The following is a 20,598-nucleotide window of genomic DNA, read 5'->3' as shown; positions in this document are numbered from 1 at the left end:
CCGTCAGGGTATCCGTGAAGTTCCTCGCCGCCCAGGTCACCTACCTGCTTCAGGACCGCACCGCCCGCCGCAACATCGGCTTCCTGCTGAAGTTCGTGCTGCTGCTGGTGGCCGTCATCGCGCTGTACAGCGTGCTGTTCCACTTCATCATGCAGCGGGAGGGCCAGGAGCATTCCTGGATTACCGGCGTCTATTGGACGCTGACGGTCATGTCCACCCTGGGGTTCGGCGACATCACCTTCAGCGGCGACCTGGGGCGGCTGTTTTCCATCCTCGTGCTGCTCTCTGGCATCATCTTCCTGTTGGTGATGCTGCCGTTCACGTTCATCCAGTTCTTCTACGCCCCGTGGCTGGAGGCCCAGAACAAGGCCCTGGCCCCGCGTGAGCTGCCCCCGGGCACCAGCGGCCACGTCATTATCGTCGGCCCGGACGCCACGGCTCAGAATCTGGCCCAGCGCCTGCGCCAGTACGGCCACGACCACGTGTTGCTCTGCCCCGACGTGCAAACGGCCCTGGCCCTGCACGACCAGGGCTACACCGTGGCCGTGGGCGACCACGACGACTCCCAGACCTATCGCAAGCTGCGGGTGGATGCGGCGGCCATGGTCGTCGCTCTGGACAGCGACGTGCGCAACACCAGCGTGACCTTCACCGTGCGCGAGGCCTGCGCCACGGTGCCCATCGTGGCCAAGGCGGACCAGGAAGCCTCGGTGGACATCCTGACCCTGGCGGGCAGCACGCATGTGTTCCAGTTCACGCGCATGCTCGGCCAGACCCTGGCCCGGCGGACCCTGGGCGCGAACATGCGCTCGGGCATCATCGGCCGCTTCGACGAACTGATGGTCGCCGAAACGCCGGTGATGCGCTCCAACCTCGCTGGCCGGACCCTGCGCCAGAGCGGCCTGCGCGAGGCCGTGGGCGTGAACGTCGTCGGCCTGTGGGAGCGCGGGCATTTCACTTTGCCGGACCCGGACCTGCCGCTGACCGGGGCCATGGTCCTGGTCCTGGCGGGCACCCTGGGCCAGATCGAGGCCTTCGACCGCCTTGCGGGCGTGAATCCCAGCAAGGACGGGCCGGTGGTCATCCTCGGCGGGGGCCGGGTGGGCCGGGCGGCGGCGGAGCAGCTTCACCGCCTGGGGCTGGCCTATCGCGTGGTGGAGAAAAAGCCCCGCCAGATCGGCGACGAGGAGCATCTCGTCATCGGCAACGCGGCGGATCTGGACGTTCTGGAGCGCGCGGGCATCCGCGAGGCGCCCTCGGTGTTCATCACCACCCACGACGACGACATGAACACCTACCTGACCATCTACTGCCGCAGGCTGCGCCCGGACATCCAGATCATCAGCCGCGCGACGCTGGACCGCAACATCGGCGTGCTGCACAGCGCCGGGGCGGATCTGGTCATCTCCCACGCCTCCCTGGTGGCCAACACGGTGGTCAACCTGCTCTCGCCGGGCAAGGTGCTCATGCTCACCGAGGGCCTGAACATTTTCCGCATGCCCCTGCCCGCCGCCCTGGAAGGCACCACGCTCATGGGCAGCGACATCCGCGCCGCCACGGGGTGCAGCGTGGTGGCCGTGGGCTCGGCCCGGGGCCTGGAAATCAACCCCGACCCCACGCGGACCCTGGGCGCGGGCGACGAGTTGATTCTCATCGGCACTTCGGAGTCCGAGCGCCGCTTCCTGGACCGCTTTCCCCAGGCTGCGGGGCAGGCCTAGACCGGCGCGGGCCGCCCGCCCGCCACGCGCAGCCGCGCAAGGAGGTGCCATGCGTTCCGACGCCATCCCCCAGGGGCGGCTCTATGCCGAACTGGCCCACCTGATGCCCGTCATCACCCCGCCCGGGGACTACGCCGAAGAGGCCGCCTTCTGGCGGACCGTGCTGCGGGATTCGGCGGTGCCCCCCGGGGCCGGGGTGCTGGAACTGGGCGTGGGCGCCGGGCACAACCTGTCCCACCTTGCCGGGGAGTTTCGCGCCACGGGGGTGGACCTCTCGGAGGCCATGCTGGAGTTGTGCCGCGCGCTGAACCCCGGGGTGGAGCTGCACCGGGGCGACATGCGCCGCGTGCGCCTGGGGCGGCGCTTCGCGGCGGTGCTCATCCACGACGCCGTGAGTTACCTGACCACAGAGGACGATCTGGCCCGGACTCTGGAGACGGCGGCGGCGCACCTGGAGCCCGGCGGCGTGCTCGTCGTCGCGCCGGAGCATTTCACCGAAACCTTCCGGGGCCCGGCCCTGGAAACGAGTGCGCACCAGCGCGGGCCCCTGCGGGTCCATTACGTGGAATACACCCATGACCCCGACCCCGGAGACACGAGCATCGAAGTGCTGATGACCTTCATCGTCACCGACGGCGAAGGCACGCGCGTGGAACTGGACCGCCACGTGCTGGGGCTCTTCCCCCGGGCGGCGTGGGCGCGGCTGTTCGCGCGGGCCGGGTTCCGCCTGGAAACCCGCGCCTTCCCCCTGGCAGGCCTGGACCGGCCCTACGAACTGCTGCTGGGCATTCTGGAATAGGGCGCCCGGCTCCGCCCCGGGGCCGGGCCCAGCCCTTGCCTACGGTTCCCACATCTCGCGCAGCGCCTTGAGGGGCGTGGTCACCTGGTAGAGGGTGTGCCAGTCCGCATCTGCTTCCTGCGGGCAGGGTTCGAGCCGCGACGGGTCTGCCCCGGCCCAGGGCGCCGGGGCCCGGGTCAGGCTGCCCCCGGCGCCCAGCAGGCCCATGCCGCCGAGGTTGGCCACCCGCGCGCGGTAGGCCGCCAGCTCCAGTTCGGCCAGGGTCTTCCAGTCCGCCGCGGCCTGAGCCACGGTCTGGGCATCGACGGCCACCTCCGCCTTGAAGTAGCTCTCCATGCTCACGTCGGACAGAAAGGCGACATGCCGGGCCTGAATGAGCAGGGTGGTCACCTGGGGCCAGGTGGTGAAGGCGCCGATGTTGCGCAACCCGGTCCAGTGCGCCCCGATGTCCTTGCCCACGTAAAGCCGCGCGACGCGGATGCCGCCCAGCACGGCCAGCCCCGAGCGCCCGGCTCCCGAGCCGCCGGAAAGGCTGGCCCGCTCGCCGGAGCTGGCGTTGTATTCGGACTCCTGCGCCACGGACCAGCGCACCACCAGCAGCCCCGGCTTCTTGAGCGCCTGGCGCACGGCCTGTTCGGCCGTCGTGAACTGGCTCTCGGCTTTTTTGGCCTCCCGGGCGGCTTTGTCCGCAACGGTTGCCGTTTGCGCCTGCGGGGCGTCTTCCCCGGCGGCGGCTTCGGCTTGCGTGGCCGCAGCCGGGCTGCCCCCGGCGGCGCGGGCGTCCAGGGCCGTTCGCAGGGCTTCCAGCCGGGCCCGGGTGGCGTTGGCGGCGCTGTCCTGGGCCTGGAGCAGGGCGTCGCGCAGGGCCAGCACCTCGTCCAGGGTCACGTCGGCGCCCACGGTGCGCGTGAGAAAGTAGCTGTCGCCCTCACTGACGCCGATGGCCGAGTTCGGGCCCCGCCTGGGATTGTAGCTGTGCAGGACGCCCGGCTCGCGCGCGGGCAGAAGCCCCAGCAGGGACACCGATTCCCACTGTGAGCCCCAGAACAGCCGGGTGAATTTCGGCCCCAGGGCGTTGCTCTCGGTGGTCACGCCGTGCAGGGTGCTGATGGTGCTGGCGGGCTGGCAGGCCGCCAGAAACAGTGCCGCGCCCAGCAGGGCGGCCGCCGTCATGGTGCGCATGAGAGTCCCCCCTTTGTGAAATGATTTCAATTATCTTATATTATTAATCGAAAAAAGTATTTCTGGCAACGTGAAGATGCGCGGACAAAGAGAGAGGCCGCGCCCCGCGTGTGCGGGGTGCGGCCTCTTTCCTGGCGGCGCGCGGCGCCGGGGGCGCGCCGCGTGTCCGGGGCCGGCTAGTCGTATTTCACGGAGGAGAACTGCATCAGTTTGTCGAAGGCGTGGCGCGCCTCGACGTAACGGATGCTGCCGGTCTTGCCGCGCATGACCAGGGAGTGGGTGATGGCGCCGTGGCCGGTGTAGCGCACGCCGGCCAGGAAGGTGCCGCCCGAGATGCCCGTGGCCGCGAAGTACACGTCCTCGGTCTTGACCAGGGTCTTGACGGTCAGGATCTCGCGCAGGTCGCGCCCGGCGTCGATGAGGGCGTGCTCCTCCTTCTTGGAGCGCGGGTCCAGGCGGGCCAGGATCTCGCCGCCCATGGCGCGGATGGCGCAGGCCGAAAGCACGCCTTCGGGGGTGCCGCCGGTGCCCATCATCACGTCCACCTTGGAGCGCGGGTCGATGGCCATGAGCGAGCCCGCCACGTCGCCGTCGGTATGCAGCTCGATGCGCGCCCCGGCTTCGCGGATTTCCTGGATGAGCTGCTTGTGGCGCGGCTTGTCGAGCACGAAGACGACCAGATCGTCCACGTCCTTGTCCAGGGCCTTGGCGATGCGCGTCAGGTTCTCGCGCACGGGCGCATCGAGGTGCACCACGTCCTTGGCCTCGGCGGGCACCACGAGTTTTTGCATGTAGAAGCTCGGCCCGGGGTCGTACATCGCCCCGGCCGGAGCCACGCCGACGACCGAGATGGCGTTGGGCCGCCCGAAGGCCAGCAGGTTGGTGCCTTCCACGGGGTCCACGGCCACGTCCACGGCGGGGCCCTGGCCGGTGCCGAGCTTCTCGCCGTTGAAGAGCATGGGCGCTTCGTCCTTCTCGCCCTCGCCGATGACGACTCGGCCCTTGATGTCCAGGGCGTTGAAGGACAGGCGCATGGCGTCCACGGCGGCCTTGTCGCCGGCGTCCTTGTTGCCTCTGCCCAGCCAGCGGCCCGAGGCCAGGGCCGCCGCTTCCGTCACGCGCACGAGGTCCAGTGCGAGGTTTCTTTCCGGGGCTTCCACGGTGGGACTCCTTTTGCTGTGCGTTCGCTATCCGAGCCGCGCGCGGACCATGTCCGCGATGTTTTCAGGGGTGAAGCCGTAGTGGCGCTCCAGTTCCTTGGCCGGGGCCGAGGCGCCGAAGTGGCTGATGCCGAAGGCGACGCCCTCGGTGCCGACGTATTTGTACCACAGGTCGGGCCGACCGGCTTCCACGGCGACCTTGAGCGCCCCGACGGGCAGCACGGCGGCGCGGTAGGCCGCATCCTGCTCGTCGAACAGCTCGAAGCTCGGCACACTGACCACCCGGCAGCGCACGCCCGCGAGCAGCTCCGCCGCGCGCATGACGAGCTGCACCTCGGACCCCGAGGCCAGGAAGACCACCTCGGGCTCGCCCTGGCAGTCGGCCAGCACGTAGCCGCCCCTGGCCGGGCCGTCCAGCACCGCCGGATGGGCGGCCGGATCGATGACCGGCAGGCCCTGGCGGGTGAGCATCAGGCACGAGGGCCGCTCGGTCTGGGTCAGGGCGATGTTCAGGCAGGCGGTGGTTTCGTTGGCGTCCGCCGGGCGCAGCACGAGCATGTTGGGGATCAGCCGCAGGGAGCTGACGTGCTCCACGGGCTGGTGGGTCGGCCCGTCCTCGCCCACGTAGAACGAATCGTGGGTGAAGACGTGCAGCACGGGCAGCTTTTGCAGCGCGGACATGCGCAGGGCGTTGCGTTCGTAGTCCGAGAAGGTCAGGAAGGTCGCCCCGAAGGGCACCACGCCGCCGTGCAGGGCCATGCCGTTGAGCACGGCGCCCATGGGAAACTCGCGCACGCCGAAGGACAGGTTGCGCCCGCCGGGGTTCTCCGGCCCGAACACGCCCACGGCGTTGCGGAACTTTTCGGTCTGGTTGGAGGGGTCCAGGTCGGCGGAGCCGCCCGCCAGCAGCGGGAGCTGGTCCATGATTTCATTGAGGGCCATGCCCCAGGCCTTGCGCGTGGCCACCGAGGCGCCGGGGGTGAATTCCGGCCAGCGCAGGCGCAGGGTGTTGCGCCGGGCGGTCACGGCCTCCCACAGGGCGGCGAATTCGGGCTCGGAGTCGAGCAGGGCGGTGAGCTTGCGGTGCCATTTGCCGCTTTCGGCACTCAGGTGCCCGAAGCGGGAACGGAAATGGGTCAGCACCTCGTCGGGCACCTGGAAGTCCTTTTCGGGATCCAGGCCCATCTTGGCCTTGCTGGCGGCTATCTCCTCGGGGGAGAGGGGCGCGCCGTGGGTGTTGTGGTCGCCCTCCAGAGTGGCGGTGCCCTTGGCCATGACGGTGTGGCCGATAATCAGGGTCGGCTTGGCGGTTTCGGCATGGGCCTCGGCCAGGGCGGCGCGGATGGCGCCGTGGTCGTGGCCGTCGATGTCCAGCACCTGCCAGCCCAGGCCCTCGAAGATCATGCGGTAGTCCGCGCGGTCGCAGCGGCTGGTCGGCCCGGCGAGCTGGATCTTGTTGCTGTCGTAAAGCACGGTGAGGCCGCCCAGGCCCCACAGCCCGGCCAGGGCCGCCGAGCCCAGGGCCACGGGCTCCTGAAGGTCGCCGTCGGAGGCCAGGGCGTAGGTACGGTGGTTGCAGACGGCCTCGCCCAGGCGATGGCGCAGCATGGCCTCGGCCACGGCCATGCCCACGGCCATGCTCATGCCCTGGCCCAGGGGGCCGGTGGTGGCCTCCACGCCGGGGGTCATGTCGTGCTCGGGGTGGCCGGGGGTGCGGCTGCCCCACTGGCGGAAGGCCTTGAGGTCGTCGATGGTCAGCAGGTCGCAGAAATGCAGCAGGGCGTAAAGCAGCATGGACTCGTGCCCCGCGGAGAGCACGAAGCGGTCGCGGTCGAACCAGGCCGGGTCCTTGGGGTCGAAGCGCAGGGTCTCCTTGAAGAGCACGTAGGCCATGTCCGCCGAGGACATGGGGCCGCCGGGGTGCCCGGAGTTGGCCTTGCGGGTGGCGTCCATGACCAGGCCCTTGAGGGTGCTGACCGCCAGGGCGTCCAGGGCGCTGTCGGTGGTATGTTCCATGGGTGGTTTTCCTTGTGCGGTGGCGGTTGATGCGGCTTTGACGGCCTTATGCGCGGTCCATCAGGTCCACGCGGCGCTTGTGGCGGCCCCCTTCAAACTCGGTATTGAGGAAAAAGTCAAGAATCTGGAGCGCGGCGCCCTCGCCCGTCACGCGCTCGCCCAGGCAGAGCACGTTGCAGTCGTTGTGGCGGCGGGTCATCTCGCATTGGTAGGCGTTGGCGCAGGCGGCGGCGCGGATGCCCGCGAAGCGGTTGGCGGCCATGCTCATGCCGATGCCCGTGCCGCAGACGAGCACCCCGGGCACGCCCTTGTCGAGCACCGTGCGGCACAGGTCCTGGGCGATGGCGGGATAGTCGCAACTGTCGGTGCTCATGGTGCCCACGTCCAGGACTTCGATGCCCTGGCCCTGCATGGCGGCCTTGAGGGTTTCCTTGAGCCGGAATCCGGCGTGGTCCGAGCCGATGGCGACGGTGGTCGGCGGCATGATGCTTCCTTTGCTCCGCGCTGCGGGGCGGCTAGTTGTCGTTGTCCAGGCTCCGCCTGCGGCGGGCCAGCATGTCCTTGCGCGTGCGGCGCGCCTCTTCGGCCATGAATTCCAGCTCCTGCTCCAGGAAGTCGATCTGGGCCATGGCGATGCCCGCCTCGCCGTCGGCGGACAGCGGCGCCTTGCCGCCGGAGGCGAGGTGCGCCCGGGCCAGGCGGCCCAGGGCGGCGTATTCGGCCTCCAGGCGGCGGCGGACCTGGCGCGACTCGTAGCCGCGCAGCCCGCCGGTGACCATCCAGCGCAGTTCGTCGGCCAGCACGCGCAGGCCCAGGCGGCAGGTGCCCAGGATGCCCAGGGACTGTCCGGGGCGCTGGGGCGTGTCCTGCTGCGGGGCGGGCGCGGGCCGTTCCTGCCCGCCGGTGTCGGTGGCGGACCCGGTGGCGGCTTCGGTGGAGGGGCCGCTGGGGGTGGTGTCGGCGGGGTCGTTCCTGTCGGTGGTCATGTCGCCTCCCGTGTGCGCCTGGGCGCCGGGCCCGCCGGGCGGGTCACTGGTCCAGGGTTTCGTAGAGTTCCAGGGGCACGATGCGGGTGTCCTCGGGCACGGCCAGGGCCAGCCTGTCGGCGGGCCAGGGCGCATCGCGGCGCTCCAGGCGCTTGATGCGGATGATGGCCGTGGAGCCGCTTTCCGTGCGCAGGGCCAGACGCCGGGGCTCGGGCAGGGCGGCGGCCTCGTCGAAGGTGCCGAGCTCCAGGGTCCAGGCGGTCTGGCGCAACCGCCCTGCAAGTACCACCGGTCTGCCCGTCGCGTCCAGCGTCAGCGAGGAGACGGGCAGGGCGCCGGAAAACTCGTAGCGGAAACCGCCCTCGGGAGTCGGTGCCACGCTCTGGTAGCGCGCGGGCACGAGCCCGTCGTAGCCGCCGCAGACCAGGGCGGCCAGATCGCCCAGGGCCAGGGGCACGCCCAGGCCCATGCGCGCGGCCCCGGCGCGCGGGTCGGCGTGGGCGTAGAGCGTACCCTCGCCGGGGTAGTAGCCCTCGATGCCCCGGGCGTCCTCGCGCCACAAGGCCACGGGCGTGCCGAAGCCCGCGCTGGTGTCAAGGCGCAGCACCGGGCGCAGCTCCGGGCGCAACACCGGGCGCAGCTCCGGGCGTTGGACGGTCGCGCTTTCGCCGCCGTCGGGGTTGCCCCAGAACAGGAACTCCACGCGCATGGCCTTGCCGTCGGCTCCGGCGTAGTTCAGGCTGCCTGCGGCCGAAAAGCCTGTCGTGGCGCGGCGGGCGGCGTGGCGGGCGGTGTCGAAGGCGGCCCACAGCGCCTCGGCGGGCGGGCTGTCGCCGCGCGGGGCCTTGGGCCCGCAGCCCCACAGCGCCGCGGCCAGGGCCAGCAGCAACAGCGGCACCGCGAGCCGCGCCGGGGCCCCCGGGCCGAAAGGACGCACCGGGCTCACAGGGCGTCCAGCTTGGCCTTGACCCGCGCCTGGCCGGGGCGCAGCTCCAGGCTGTTGCGGTAGCCTTCGCGGGCCTTGTCGCGCAGGCCCAGGCGCGCGGCGATGTCGCCGTAATGCTCCCAGATGTCGGGCTCGTCGGACACGTGCTCCACGGCGCGGCGCGCCAGCTCCCAGGCCTTGTCCGTTTCGCCCATGCGGAAGTGGATCCAGGCCAGGGAGTCGATCACGTAGCCGTTGTCGGGCTCGATTTCCAGGGCGCGGGTGATGAGGACCAGGGCGCGGTCCAACTCGCGGTTCTGGTCGGCCAGCATGTAGCCCAGGAAGTTCAGGGCGTCGGCGTTTTCCGAATCCAGGGCGATGATGCGCTCCATTTCCGCCAGGGCTTCGTCCAGGCGCCCGAGCTTGTCCAGGATCACGCCGCGCGAGTAGAGCAGTTGCGTGTTGCGCGGCCATTTGGCCGTGGCCCGGTCGAGCACGTCCAGGGCCTGGGGCAGGTCGTTTTGGCGCTGGTGCCAGTTCGCTTCCAGCAGGGGATACTGGCTCTGGTCCGGGTAGCGGCGCCCCAGCTCGAGGATCAGCTCCAGGGCGCGCTCGGCGTCGCCCTTGTCCATGAGCAGATGGATGCGGAACTGGGCGGCCTGATGGAAGTTGCGGTCGGTGTCGGGGATGCGCTCCAGGTAGCCGATGGCCCGGCCCGCGTCGTTGTCGCCCTCATAGGCCAGCACGGCCATGGAGAACCAGATGCGGTCGGGCGCGTCGCCGCGTTCGGACAGGGGCACCAGCACCGCCCGGGCCTGCTCGTAGAACTTCTCGTCCATGAACAGCGCGGCGGCGTCCAGGGCGTAGGCCGCGTCGGTGGGGCCCTGGCGGTAGATTTCCAGGGCCCGGTCGGGCTGGTTGAGCTTGAGGTTCAGGCTGATGAGCCGCAGGTGGACCTCGCTGCCCGTCTCGCCCAGTTCCAGCAGGCGGGTGTAGACCTTTTCGGCCTCCAGGTAGTTGCCGTCGAGCTCGAAGAGGTAAGCCAGCTCGGCCCAGGCCTCGACGAAGAAGGGGTCCTTGGCCACGGCCTCGCGCAGCAGTTCCCGGGCCTGACGGTTCATGCCCAGGCCCGCGCTGGCCTTGGCGCTGTAGTAGAGGATGGAGGCGCCGCGCTCGGCGGGCGGAATGGCCCGCAGGTTTTCCAGGGCCTGGGCGAACTGCCCGGCGTCCAGGTGGATGAGGGCCATGTCCTTGTTGGCCGTCCAGTCCTGGGGGTTGCGCGCCAGGTAGTCGCTCATGGTGGCGATGGCGTCGTCGTGGCGGCGCTCGGCGTAGAAGGTGTTGGCCAGGGCCACGGCCAGCTCGCGCGAGGCGGGGTAGAGGGCGATGCCTTGGCGGGCGAGGTCGCGGGCCGCGTCCAGGCGCCCGCTGCGCCACAGGAAGTCCACGCCCTGCCGGTAGACGTGCTCGCGCGGGTCCAGGCGCAGCAGTTCGCCCAGGGCTTCCATGGCGTCGCCGTCGTCACCCGCGCGCCGGGCCTCCTCGAATTTCAGATAGTTGTAGGCCGCCTCGGCCTGGGGCGAGCGCTCGGCCTGGGGCTGCACCTCGGCCTGGGGAGCGGGGTCGGCGGGGCGCATGGGCGCGCACGCGGTCGCCCCGAGGGTCACCAGGAGGAGGAGTATGGCTGCTGTGTGGCGATGCATGGCCTGGTCCTTGGCTGTGCGGCGCGGCCGCGTGTGTTCCGGCTCAGGGCCGGTCGGCGTCGGCGATGTCCCGGGACGCCAGGTCGCGCAGTCTGGTGTGGATCTCTTCGCCCAGGGACAGCCCCAGCGCGATGAACTGCGGCCCGAAGGTCCGTCCCGTTGCCGTGCGGAAGGTTCCGGCGACCTCGCGGATCTTGGCCACCCCGGCGGGGAAGCGGGCCAGGATGTCGGCCACGGGCACCTCGTTGTAGTCGCACATCTCCCACAGGGTGGTGCTGAAATTATCCGGCCCCCAGCGGAATTTGTCGGCGTCGTACAGCGCGCCCGAGAGCAGGGCCGCCTCGGGGTCGTCGGTTTCGCGGCGCGTGCCGAAGGCCTCGTGGTCGGTGATGGCGAAGGCCACGCGGTCGAGGTCGCCGGGCTCCAGCGGATAGTCGGCCAGGATGGAGCGGGACAGCTCCGCGCCGCGGGCGGCGTGGTCGTCCTCCAGGCGGCAGATGTCGTGCAGCAGTCCGGCCAGATGGGCCAGCAGGGCCAGATGGCGCGCCCGGGCCAGGTCGCCCTGGCGCAGTTCCACCAGCACGATGGCCCCGGCCTCGATGGCCACCTTCTTGGCGTGGTCGATGCCGTGGCCGTAGTCGTCGTAAAGGAAGGGGATCACGTCCTCCTGCAGGCGCACCAGCAGGGGGTTGTCGAAAAACGTCGAGCGGGAGTATTCCAGCTCGCGGGCGCAGTCGGTGTAGAAGCCCGGCATTTCCTGACGGGCGACCATGGCCTTGGCCTCGGTCTTCATGCGGGCGAGGAGCTTATTCATCGTCCTTGATCCAGTCCTGTGAAAAGTCGTCGATGTGATCCGACAATTGTTTCTTGATCTTCTGGAGCAGCCGGGCCTCGATCTGGCGCACGCGCTCGCGGGTGATGCCGTAGCGTTCGCCGATTTCGCGCAGGGCCACGGGCGAATCCGAGAGCAGGCGCAGTTCCAGGATGTCGCGCTCCTTGTCCGAGAGCAGGGGTACGATGGCCCGCAGATGGCGGCGCAGCACCTCGGCGATCTCGTCCTGGGCCAGGGTGTCCTCCACGCCCGGGGTCAAGGCGGGCAGGAAGTCCATGCGCGTGGCCCCGCCGTCCTCGGACAGCGGCAGGTCCAGGGACATGTCCTGCCGGGCCAGGCGCTGGTCCATCTCGATGACCACTTCCTCGGACACGCCGAGGTTCTTGGACAGGGTGGCCGTGTCGGGGTCGAAGCCCTGGCTGATGAGCCGCTGGCGTTCCTTGTTCAGGTTGTAGAACAGCTTGCGCTGGGCCTGGGTGGTGCCGACCTTCACCAGCCGCCAGTTGTCCATGATGAACTTGAGGATGTAGGCCTTGATCCAGAAGGCGGCGTAGTACGAAAACTTGATGCCCTTGTCGGGGTCGAATTTCTGCACGGCGCGCATCAGCCCGACGTTGCCCTCCTGAATCAGGTCCAGCACGTTCTGCATCCAGCGGCGCTGGAAGTCCATGGCGATTTTGACCACCAGCCGCAGGTGGGAGGACACCAGCCGGAAGGCGGCGTCGGAGTCGCCGTCGTCGCGCACGCGCCGGGCCAGCTCGAACTCCTCCTCCGGGGCCAGCAGGCTGAACTTGCCGATCTCGCGCAGGTAGAGATGCAGCGGGTCGCGCGTGGCCAGGGCGCCCGTGGGGGCCGGGGCCAGTTCGAAGGTGTCGTCGTCCAGGCCGGGGTCGTCGTCGATCTCGGGGTCGAGGATGTCCTCTTCCCCGTCCTCGTGGAGTTCCTCCTCCTCGGGCGGCAGCACTTCGGGCGTTTCGGCCTGGGGCCGTGGCGTTTTGTCACTCATCGTCTGGGGTCCATGTGTCATATTCCGGTCGTGTTGTCATGCGTGCAGGCGGGCGCGCGGTCGCGCAGGCGGGGCGGGCCCCGGGGGGGCGGGCCGGGGGCGGCATGCCTGCGCCGCGCCCCAAAAAGGGAAGGGTATAGTTTTTGTTTGGCCTTTTCAATGATTTTGGTTAATCATCTCCCCCTCCAGGATGCGCGGGAAGGCCCGCCCCTGGCCGCTTCCCGGGCTCTTCCCGGGCCCCTTTCCGGGCCCTTCCCGGGGGGAGGCAACGCCAACGGAGCCAACGGAGCCAACGGAGAATGACTCTTGCCTGATTTTCGTCGCCTGCTGGCCGACGGCCGCGTCCACCTCTTCGATGGCGGAATGGGAACCCTGCTTCAGGCCCGGGGGCTGAAGTCCGGCCAGTCGCCGGAGCTGTTCGGCCTGGCCTCCCCTGAGGCCGTGGAGGGCGTGCACCGCGACTATCTGGCCGCCGGGTCCCGGGTGGTGACCACCAACACCTTCGGCGGCACGGCCTTCAAGCTCGGCCCCGGGCAGGACCCGGTGGCCGTCTCGCGGGCCATGGCCGCCTGCGCCCGCCGCGCGGCGGGCGACCACGGTTTCGTTGCCGGCAGCGTCGGCCCCACGGGCCATTTCGTCAAGCCCATGGGCGACCTGACCTTCCGCGAGATGGTCGCGGCCTTCGCCGCCCAGGTGCGCGGGCTGGCCGAGGGCGGGGCGGATGTCGTCCTGGTGGAGACGCAGTTCGACCTGGCCGAGGCCCGCGCCGCCGTCATCGCCGTCCGCGAAACCTGCGACCTGCCCGTGGCCGTGTCCATGACCTTCGACAAGGGCGCCTGCCTCACGGGCACCGCCCCGCTGACCTTCATCGACACCATGCAGAACATGGGCGTCGAGCTGCTGGGCACCAATTGCAGCGCCGGGCCCGAGCAGCTTGTGGACGTGGTGCGGGCCATGCTGCCGCGCCTGTCCACGCCGCTGGTCGTGCAGCCCAATGCGGGCCTGCCCGAGCTGGACGCCCAGGGCCGCACGGTCTTCCGCCTGGGCCCCGAGGATTTCGCGGCCCAGGTCATGCCCTTCGTGGAGATGGGCGCCAAGTTCCTGGGCGGCTGCTGCGGCACGACCCCCGGGCACATCCGCGCCGTGGCCGGGCGCCTGGGCGACCACGCCTGGACGCTGCCGGTTTCGCCCGAGCCGCCCGCCCTGGTGGTCACCTCGCGTTTCCTCTCCGTGCCCGTGGGCCACGGGCGGCCCGCAGTCATCATCGGCGAGCGCATCAACCCCACGGGCAAGAAGGAGCTCACGGCCCAGCTTCAGGAAGGCCGCTTCGACGAGGCCCTGCGCCTGGCCGAGGAGCAGGTGCGCGACGGGGCAGGCATCCTCGACGTAAACGTGGGCGCGCCCCTGGTGGAGGAGGCCGCGCTGCTGCCCGCCCTGGTGCAGGGCCTGTCCTCGCGCGTGCAGGCCCCGCTGTGCATCGATTCCACGGACATCGGCGCCGTGCGCGCCGCCCTGGACGCCTATCCGGCCTCGCCCCTGGTCAACTCCATCAGCGGGGAGCCCGGGCGCATGGAGGAACTGGGGCCGCTGTGCCGCCTTTACGGCGCGCCGTTCATCCTGCTGCCCCTCAAGGGCCGCAAGCTGCCCGTTTCGGCCGCCGAGCGCCTGGACGTGGTGGAGGAACTGCTCGTGCAGGCCGAGGGCCTGGGCATTCCCCGGCGGCTCATCGTGGTCGACGCGCTGGTGCTTACGGTGTCGTCCAAGCCGCAGTCGGCCCTGGCCTGCTTCGAGGTCATCCGCCAGTGCCGCGAGCGCTGGGGGCTGGCCACCACCTGCGGGCTGTCCAACATTTCCTTCGGCCTGCCCGCGCGCGAGTTGCTCAATTCGTCCTTCGTGACCATGGGCCTGGCCCACGGGCTGACCTCGTTCATCGCCAACCCCGGCTCGGCCCGGCTGCGCGAGAGCCTGGCCAGCGCCGAGGTGCTTCTGGCGCGCGACCCGCAGGCCGAGCGCTACGTGGCCGGATTCTCCAACTGGACCCCGGGCACGGGCGGCGCTGGCGGCGCGGCGGGCCCCGGCTCCGGCCCGGCCGAGCCGGTGAAGACCCTGGGCGACGCGGTGATCCGCGGCGCCAAGGACTCCATCTGCGCCATGCTCGACGCCGAACTGGCCAAGGGCGCCGACCCCTTCGTCCTGGTCGGCGAGCATCTCATCCCGGCCATCACCGAGGTGGGCGAGAAGTACGAGCGCAAGGAATACTTCCTGCCGCAACTGCTGCAATCCGCCGAAACCATGCAGACGGCCTTCGCGCACCTGAAGCCGCTGCTGGAGGCCGCCGGAGGCGCCCCGCGCGCCAAGATCGTCATGGCCACCGTGGAGGGCGACATCCACGACATCGGCAAGAACATCGTCATCCTCATGCTGCGCAACAACGGCTTCGAGGTCATCGACCTGGGCAAGGACGTGCCCGCCGAGCGCATCGTGGAGACCGCCGAGCGCGAGGGCGCGTCCCTCATCGGCCTTTCGGCGCTCATGACCACCACCATGGTCCGCATGCGCGACACGGTGGACCTGGTGCGCCAAAAGGCGCTGCCGTGCCGCGTCATGGTCGGCGGCGCGGTGGTGACCCAGGATTTCGCGGACTCCATCGGCGCCGACGGCTACACTCCCGACGCCGTGAGCTGCGTGAAACTCGCCAAGGACCTGACCGCCTGACCCGGAGGCTCTGCCCATGATCCGCATCCCGCGCCTGTTGCGCGTCGTGCCGTTGCTTGTCGCCGTGGCGCTGGGCGCCGCGCCTGTTCCCGCCGTCGCCGGGCCCGCCGTTGCGGCCTCGGGCGCCGCCCCGCAGGCTCCGGCCCAGCCCCAGGCCGCCGCCCCGGACGCCGCGAGCACCATGGACACCATGGACGTGGTGCGTCTGGTGGCCCGCTCCCAGGGCAAGGTCGTGCTGCTCAACTTCTGGGCCTCGTGGTGCAAGCCCTGCCAGGCCGAGATTCCCGAGTTGAACGCCCTGCGCCGCGCCGTGGGCGAGGACAGGCTGGTCATCCTCGGCCTGTCCGTGGACGAAGACCCCGCGGCCTATGCGCGCTTCGTGGCCCGCACGCAGTTCGACTACCCCGTGCATCTGGCCGACGAGAGCGTGCCCGCCTTCTACAAGGTCGGCGCCATCCCGCGCATCGTGGTCTACGATCCGCAGGGCCGGAAGGCCGTGTCCTACGAGGGCGGCGTGTCCGCCCAGACCCTGGAAAACCTCGTCTCGACCCTGTTGCCGGAGAACTGAGCCCGTGGCCGAACCCTATATCCGCAAGGCCAAGATGCAGGACGTGCGCGCCATCCACGCCCTGCTCATGCAATGCGCCGGGCGCGGCGAACTGCTGCCCCGGTCCCTGTCCGATCTCTACCGCCGCCTGCGCGACTTCTTCGTCCTGGTTTCGGGCGAGGAGGGCACCGTGCTCGGCTGCTGCGCCTTTGCCATCTGCTGGGAAAACCTGGGTGAAATCCGCTCCCTGGCCGTGGTGCCCGAAAGCCAGAAGACCGGATGGGGGCGGCGGCTGGTGGAAGCCTGCCTGTCCGAGGCGGTGATTTTCGGCGTGTATCAGGTGTTCACCCTGACCTACGTGCCGGGGTTCTTCGGCCGCCTGGGTTTCGAGGAGGTCACCAAGGACGTGCTGCCCCAGAAGGTCTGGGCCGACTGCCTGAACTGCCCCAAGTTCCCGGAATGCGACGAGACGGCCATGCTCCTGGCCCTGTAGGGCCCCCCCTTGCCCTTTGAGCCACAACCTGCAATAATCACAGCATAACGTAAAGGATTCGCCATCCATGAGCCCCGCGAGTGCCCTGACCAGGAACCTGAAGACCGTGCTGCCCCCGGAGCGGATCGAGGCCCGGGTGCGCGAGCTTGGCGCCGAGATCACCCGCATCTACCAGGGCGAGCCCCTGACGGTGGTCTGCGTGCTCAAGGGCGCCTTCCTGTTCTTCGCCGACCTCGTGCGCCGCATCGACCTGGACCTGGAGCTGGAATTCATCCGTCTGGCCAGCTACGGCAAGGGCACCGACAGCGGCGAGCTGGTGTTCTCCAAGGATCTGGAAACCTCCATCCAGGGCAAGAACGTGCTGGTGGTGGAGGACATCGTGGACAGCGGCCGGTCCATGGATTTCCTGCTGCGGACCTTTGCCGAGCGCAAGCCGCGCAGCCTGCGCCTGGCCGCCCTGGTGGACAAGTTCGAGCGCCGCGAAGTGCCGCTGGACGTGGACTTTCCTGGCTTCACGCTGCATAAAGGCTTCATCGTCGGCTACGGCATGGACTACGCCGAGCGCTATCGCCAGCTTGGCGGCATCTTCGAAATCGAGACCTGAGGCCCCGGCGCCCCGACGGGCCGGGACGAAGCATTGCGAGTGCGCCCATGATCGTCGAGTGCCCAAACTGCAAGTCCTCGTTCAACCTCGACGACGCCCTTGTGCCCCCCGGCGGGCGCAAGGTGCGTTGTTCGGTGTGTGAAAACATCTTCACGGCCACCCCTCCGGCCGGGCCCCCCACGGGGGAGCTGCCCGAACTGGACGAACTGGCCGACGGCTTCGGGCAGGACTTCGGGGCCGACGACGACGATCTTCTGGCCTCCCTGGGCGAAGCGGCCCTGGACCGTGACGATCAGGATCTTCCGGGCGTGGCCGAGGCTCCGGAGGCCAAGGCCGCGCCGTCGGCCTCCCGCTCCGCAGGCTCCGCCCCGAAGCTCGACCTGAACCTCGACACCGTGCCCAAGGCGGGCAAGGCCGCCAAGGCCGGGCGCGGGCGCGGGCGGCGCGTGGTCATCGCCGTGGCGGCGATCGTGCTGCTTCTGGGCGCGGGGCTGGGCGCGGTCTGGCAGTTCGCGCCGCAGTATCTGGGGCTGGCGCCCGAGGCCAAGTCCGGCTCCGGGGGCACGGAGCCGGTGGCCGACCCCACCGAGCAGGTCCGGAAGATATCCCTGGAAGGCATCAAGCAGTATTACGTCGAGAACGACAAGACCGGCCGCCTGTTCGTCATCCAGGGCAAGGCCGTGAACCTGTTCGAGACGCCGCGCGAGCTGATCGCCGTGGAGGCCAGCCTCTTCGACGCCCAGAACCAGACCCTGGCCACGCGCCGCCTGCTGTGCGGCAACACTCTGGACCTCTTCCAGCTCCAGGTGCTGGCCCGCGAGGAGATCGACGCCGCCCTGGAGAACGAGGCGGGCATCGGCGCCAACAATATCAGCCTCCAGACCGGCCAGTCCGTGCCGTTCATGATCGTGTTCTTCACCCCGCCCGAGGGGCTGGCGGAGTTCAACGTGCGGGTGGTCGACGCCAAGGAGGTCGCGCCGTGAGCGCGACCCGCGTCCGGGCCGGAAGCCGGGGCGGCGCCTCGCGCCGCGCCTGTGCCGGGGGCCGTCGCCGGGGCGCCCGCGCGGGCGTGGTTCCGGCCCCGGCGCCCCGGCCCCGCGTGCTTCCTCCGGCCTCTGCTTTCCATCCATGAAGACCCGGCGCGTTTACGTCTGCACCGAGTGCGGCGCGAAGTCGCACCAGTGGCAGGGCCAGTGCGCGGGGTGCGGCGCGTGGAACAGCCTGACCGAGCACGCCGAGGCCAAGCCCGCGGCCGGTGCCCCGGGCCGTCGCCCCAGTGCCGAAACCCTGCTGGCCGAGAACCGCCCCGCGCCCCTGGCCGAACTGCGCCAGGGCCGCGCCGTGGCCTATTCCAGCGGGCTGGACGCCCTGGACGAGGTGCTGGGCAAGGGCTTCGTGCCCGGCGGGGTGGTGCTTTTGGCCGGGGAGCCGGGCATCGGCAAGTCCACGCTGCTGCTGCAACTGGTGGGCAACCTGGCGCGCACCGGGCGCAGCGCGGTCTACGTGTCCGCCGAGGAGTCCCTGGGCCAGATTCGCGGCCGGGCCGAGCGGCTGGGCCTGCTTTCGCCGGACCTGCTGGCCATGGCCACCACCCGCGCCGAGGACGCCCTGGCCGCCCTGGCCCAGGGCCATGCGCCGGACCTGATGGTGGTGGACTCGGTGCAGACCCTGTCCTCCGAAGCGGTGGACGGGCTGCCGGGCAGCGTGTCGCAGGTGCGCGCCGTGTCCACGGCGCTGGTGGAGCAGGCCAAGCGTTGCGGCACGACCCTGGTCCTGGTCGGCCATGTGACCAAGGAGGGCCAGATCGCCGGGCCCAAGCTGCTGGAACACATGGTGGACACCGTGCTCTCCCTGGAGGGCGACCGCCAGCACCTGTTCCGCATGCTGCGCGTGATGAAGAACCGCTTCGGCCCGGCGCACGAGATTCTGCTCTTCCACATGACCGGCGCGGGCATGGAGGTGGTCGGCGATCCGTCCACGTTCTTTTTGCAGGACCGCGACCCCGGCCTGTCCGGCGCGGCGCTGTGCATGGCCGTTTCGGGCCAGCGGCCCTTTGCCGTGGAAGTCCAGGCCCTGGTGACCAAGACCTTCCTGGCCATCCCCCGGCGCACGGCCCTGGGCTTCGACGCCAACCGCCTGCACCTGCTGCTGGCGGTGATGGAAAAAAAGCTGCGCCTGAACCTGGGCGGCGTGGACATCTACGCCAAGATCGGCGGCGGCATGAAGCTGGCCGACCCCGCCCTGGACGCCGCCATCGTCGCCGCCGTGCTGTCGAGCTTCTACGACCGCGCCCTGCCCGAAGGCGCCGTGACCTGGGGCGAAATCGACCTGAACGGCCAGATCCGCCCCGTGGCCTCCCACGACATCCGCCTCAAACAAGCCGCCCGCCTCGGCTACGCCCCGGTCCTGCACCCCGGGGAAGTCAAGAACATCGCTGTGTTGCAGACGCGGCTGTTCGGGCGGGGGAAAGAGGGCGGGAGCTGACGGGCAGCTACAGGCTCCTTGGCTGAAGCTGAGAGCGGCTTCGAGCAATCCGCCATGCCCCGCACGGCTCCTGTTCGTCCCGCCGTGTGCGGTGTCCGTAAGACGTTGCGCGCCCGCATGTTTGGTCGCGCCAAAACCCAGGAGTCTCGTAACGGCCTCCCGGCCTGGGAAAGGGCGATGCCGGGGCGTTGCCGCGCACAAGTTTTTGTTGTGTTCTCTGAACAATAGTGTGTCGCTTCCCCTTATTCCGGTTTCCTCCGGGTTTCCCAGGAACCGACTCCTGCCCTCCGAATGGCACCTTGGCCGATTTCCCCTTTCCCCGCCGACACCCAACTCCATTTTGGGCCGGGAAATCCTCTGCTCACGTATGAGGATCGTATTCGCACGGATGCATAATGGCGCCTTGGGATTTCTATTTTCCATTCCCCATCCGCCACGGGCGCCAGTCCATCGCGCTGGCGCCCTCGGCGGAAAGTTTCCGGAACGGGACACGGAAGAGCCCCTCCGAGAGCACCTCCCTTGCGCTCCCTGAACGGCAAAATCCTAGAGAGAAAACGAAAAAATGCTGTCAGGCCTTTCCTTCGCGTGCGGCATTTGCTAGATTCTGACCCTAAGAGTCCAGTATACCGGAGAAGGCGCGGCGGACAGGGGCTCGCTTGCGCCGCGCCCGCACTTTCACGCAAAGGAGGCATCCTATGGCAGACGACAGCAAGGTTTCGCGCCGTAATTTTCTCAAAGTCACCGGCATCGCGGCGGGTGCCGCCGCGTTGGGGACCATGGCCCTGCCCGCGGGCGAGGCCGCCGCGCAACACGCGGAGCACGGCCACGGCGCTCCCGGGGACGTGAACCTGCATCGCGGCAGGATGTTCTTCACCAACACGCTGGAGTTCTCCATCCTGTCCAGCGCGGCGGAGCGAATCTTCCCCAAGGACGAACTCGGCCCCGGGGCCATCGAACTGGCCGTGCCGTATTTCATCGACAACCAGCTTGCGGGCGCCTGGGGCTACAATGCCCGTGAATACATGCAGGGCCCCTTCGCCCCGGGCGCATCCACCCAGGGCCCGCAAACGCCGCTCATCCGACGCGATCTGTTCCGCCAGGGCCTGCTGGCCCTCAACGCGGCCGCGCACCAGCGCCACAAGAAGGACTTCCCCAAGCTCTCCGGCGCCGAGCAGGACGAAATCCTCAAGCTGTGCCAGGCCGGGGAGTTGCCCACCGAGGGCTTCAAGTCGTCCTACTTCTTCGGCGAGTTGCGCGGCGCCGTGCTGGCGGGCTGCTATGCGGACCCGATCTACAACGGAAACAACAACATGGATGGCTGGCGCCTGAAGGACTACCCGGGCGCGCAGATGGTCTACACGCACCTCATCGAAAACGACGGATTCGACAAGGTCGAGCCCATTTCCCTGGCCAGCATGCAGTAGGAGG

General features: G+C 69.6%; 18 protein-coding genes. 9 read left to right on the top strand and 9 right to left on the bottom strand.

Annotated elements, in window-relative coordinates; translation table 11 throughout:
* Positions 1-14 precede the first annotated feature (14 nt).
* Both ACZ5KV_RS00590 and ACZ5KV_RS00585 read left to right on the top strand, forming a co-directional pair.
* Positions 15-1,718: a potassium channel family protein gene (locus ACZ5KV_RS00590; protein ID WP_464240402.1), complete on the top strand. Its 1,704-nt coding sequence runs from the start codon at positions 15-17 to the stop codon at positions 1,716-1,718.
* Positions 1,719-1,767: 49 nt separating this feature from the next.
* A complete protein-coding gene (locus ACZ5KV_RS00585; protein ID WP_464240401.1) occupies positions 1,768-2,517 on the top strand; it encodes a class I SAM-dependent methyltransferase in 750 nt (249 codons plus the stop codon).
* A 39-nt stretch (positions 2,518-2,556) separates the two neighbouring features.
* Here the strand turns inward: ACZ5KV_RS00585 and ACZ5KV_RS00580 are convergent, their stop codons facing one another.
* From ACZ5KV_RS00580 to ACZ5KV_RS00540, 9 genes are all read right to left on the bottom strand, one after another.
* On the bottom strand, positions 2,557-3,699 hold the full coding sequence (locus ACZ5KV_RS00580; RefSeq protein WP_464240400.1) for a hypothetical protein: 1,143 nt from the start codon (positions 3,697-3,699) through the stop codon (positions 2,557-2,559).
* Between the two features lie 176 nt (positions 3,700-3,875).
* The gene (gene glpX / locus ACZ5KV_RS00575; RefSeq protein WP_464240399.1) at positions 3,876-4,859 is read right to left on the bottom strand and encodes a class II fructose-bisphosphatase; all 984 of its coding nucleotides are present in this window, start codon (positions 4,857-4,859) and stop codon (positions 3,876-3,878) included.
* A 27-nt stretch (positions 4,860-4,886) separates the two neighbouring features.
* Entirely contained in the window at positions 4,887-6,875 is a 1,989-nt protein-coding gene (tkt, locus tag ACZ5KV_RS00570) for a transketolase (RefSeq protein ID WP_464240398.1), read from the bottom strand.
* Between the two features lie 46 nt (positions 6,876-6,921).
* Positions 6,922-7,359: a ribose 5-phosphate isomerase B gene (rpiB, locus tag ACZ5KV_RS00565; RefSeq protein ID WP_464240397.1), complete on the bottom strand. Its 438-nt coding sequence runs from the start codon at positions 7,357-7,359 to the stop codon at positions 6,922-6,924.
* Positions 7,360-7,390: 31 nt separating this feature from the next.
* Positions 7,391-7,861, bottom strand: a complete 471-nt coding sequence (locus ACZ5KV_RS00560) for a hypothetical protein (protein ID WP_464240396.1) — start codon at positions 7,859-7,861, stop codon at positions 7,391-7,393.
* Between the two features lie 43 nt (positions 7,862-7,904).
* On the bottom strand, positions 7,905-8,807 hold the full coding sequence (locus ACZ5KV_RS00555; RefSeq protein WP_464240395.1) for a hypothetical protein: 903 nt from the start codon (positions 8,805-8,807) through the stop codon (positions 7,905-7,907).
* Positions 8,804-10,489, bottom strand: coding sequence for a tetratricopeptide repeat protein (locus ACZ5KV_RS00550; protein ID WP_464240394.1), 1,686 nt, complete (start codon positions 10,487-10,489; stop codon positions 8,804-8,806). The genes ACZ5KV_RS00555 and ACZ5KV_RS00550 overlap by 4 nt, the downstream gene beginning before the upstream one ends.
* Positions 10,490-10,532: 43 nt before the next feature.
* Entirely contained in the window at positions 10,533-11,303 is a 771-nt protein-coding gene (locus ACZ5KV_RS00545) for an HD domain-containing protein (RefSeq protein ID WP_464240393.1), read from the bottom strand.
* The gene (locus ACZ5KV_RS00540) at positions 11,296-12,327 is read right to left on the bottom strand and encodes a sigma-70 family RNA polymerase sigma factor (protein WP_464240392.1); all 1,032 of its coding nucleotides are present in this window, start codon (positions 12,325-12,327) and stop codon (positions 11,296-11,298) included. Before ACZ5KV_RS00540 ends, ACZ5KV_RS00545 begins: the two co-directional genes overlap by 8 nt.
* A gap of 306 nt (positions 12,328-12,633) precedes the next feature.
* Here ACZ5KV_RS00540 and ACZ5KV_RS00535 point away from each other — a divergent pair, with 306 nt between their 5' ends.
* The 7 genes from ACZ5KV_RS00535 to ACZ5KV_RS00505 all read left to right on the top strand — a co-directional run bounded on the left by ACZ5KV_RS00535 (position 12,634) and on the right by ACZ5KV_RS00505 (position 20,594).
* Entirely contained in the window at positions 12,634-15,042 is a 2,409-nt protein-coding gene (locus ACZ5KV_RS00535; RefSeq protein WP_464240391.1) for a homocysteine S-methyltransferase family protein, read from the top strand.
* A gap of 16 nt (positions 15,043-15,058) precedes the next feature.
* Positions 15,059-15,610 carry a TlpA family protein disulfide reductase gene (locus ACZ5KV_RS00530; RefSeq protein ID WP_464240390.1) on the top strand — a complete coding sequence of 184 codons (552 nt, stop codon included), beginning with the start codon at positions 15,059-15,061 and terminating at the stop codon, positions 15,608-15,610.
* Between the two features lie 4 nt (positions 15,611-15,614).
* The gene (locus ACZ5KV_RS00525) at positions 15,615-16,082 is read left to right on the top strand and encodes an N-acetyltransferase (protein ID WP_464240389.1); all 468 of its coding nucleotides are present in this window, start codon (positions 15,615-15,617) and stop codon (positions 16,080-16,082) included.
* A gap of 67 nt (positions 16,083-16,149) precedes the next feature.
* On the top strand, positions 16,150-16,686 hold the full coding sequence (gene hpt, locus ACZ5KV_RS00520) for a hypoxanthine phosphoribosyltransferase (RefSeq protein WP_464240388.1): 537 nt from the start codon (positions 16,150-16,152) through the stop codon (positions 16,684-16,686).
* Between the two features lie 47 nt (positions 16,687-16,733).
* Positions 16,734-17,669 (top strand): DUF3426 domain-containing protein, encoded by a 936-nt coding sequence (locus ACZ5KV_RS00515; protein WP_464240387.1) that lies wholly within the window; start codon positions 16,734-16,736, stop codon positions 17,667-17,669.
* Positions 17,670-17,814: 145 nt separating this feature from the next.
* Positions 17,815-19,170 carry a DNA repair protein RadA gene (gene radA, locus ACZ5KV_RS00510; protein WP_464240386.1) on the top strand — a complete coding sequence of 452 codons (1,356 nt, stop codon included), beginning with the start codon at positions 17,815-17,817 and terminating at the stop codon, positions 19,168-19,170.
* 695 nt (positions 19,171-19,865) lie between these two features.
* Positions 19,866-20,594 (top strand): gluconate 2-dehydrogenase subunit 3 family protein, encoded by a 729-nt coding sequence (locus ACZ5KV_RS00505; protein ID WP_464240385.1) that lies wholly within the window; start codon positions 19,866-19,868, stop codon positions 20,592-20,594.
* The last annotated feature ends 4 nt before the right edge of the window (positions 20,595-20,598 follow it).

This window comes from Desulfocurvus thunnarius, assembly GCF_055390965.1.
This window is presented reverse-complemented; position numbering and strand designations above follow the sequence as displayed.